Here is a 535-nt window from a genome sequence, read left to right as displayed (position 1 = left end):
TGACTCGTGGAAGCAAAGCCAAATACACTGCCGAACAGAAGCGCAAAGCTGCGCACATAGAGGCCAGCTACGAAGACAAAGGGATCTCCAAAGAAGAGGCCCAAGCCCGCGCCTGGGCGACAGTCAACAAACAATCCGGTGGCGGTGAGCGCGCAGGCGGGGCTGGTCGGACCAAACCTGCCGCCAAAAAAGCCTCCGACCGTCGGGAGTCGGCCAGACGCGCCGTCGCCACCCGCAAAGGGCTCTCACGAAACAGCAACGCGTCACGCGAGACACAGACCAAGGACAGCCTGATGAAAGAAGCCCGGGCAAAGAACATTCCCGGGCGCTCGACAATGCGCAAACAGGAGTTGATCGACGCATTGCGCAAGGCGGGCTAGAGAGAACAGAAGGCGACTTCCAAGGCGTCCCGCTCCTGCGGGAGATAAATGTGCAGGAGCGGGATTGTCCGTGATAGCAACTGCGCCTGCCGTTCAACCGTCGTTTCGGCCAACACGACACGAAGACCGGGGTCCCGCCCGGAGCAATTTGTACC

1 protein-coding gene is annotated in these 535 nt (G+C 60.6%); it reads left to right on the top strand.

Annotated elements, in window-relative coordinates:
* On the top strand, positions 1–380 hold a 380-nt coding region (locus AC1DCY_RS27405), incomplete at its 5' end, for a Rho termination factor N-terminal domain-containing protein (RefSeq protein ID WP_477355867.1).
* Between the last annotated feature and the right edge of the window lie 155 nt (positions 381–535).

The sequence above is a fragment of the Lysinibacillus sp. 10T31 genome, from assembly GCF_056394365.1.
This window is presented reverse-complemented; position numbering and strand designations above follow the sequence as displayed.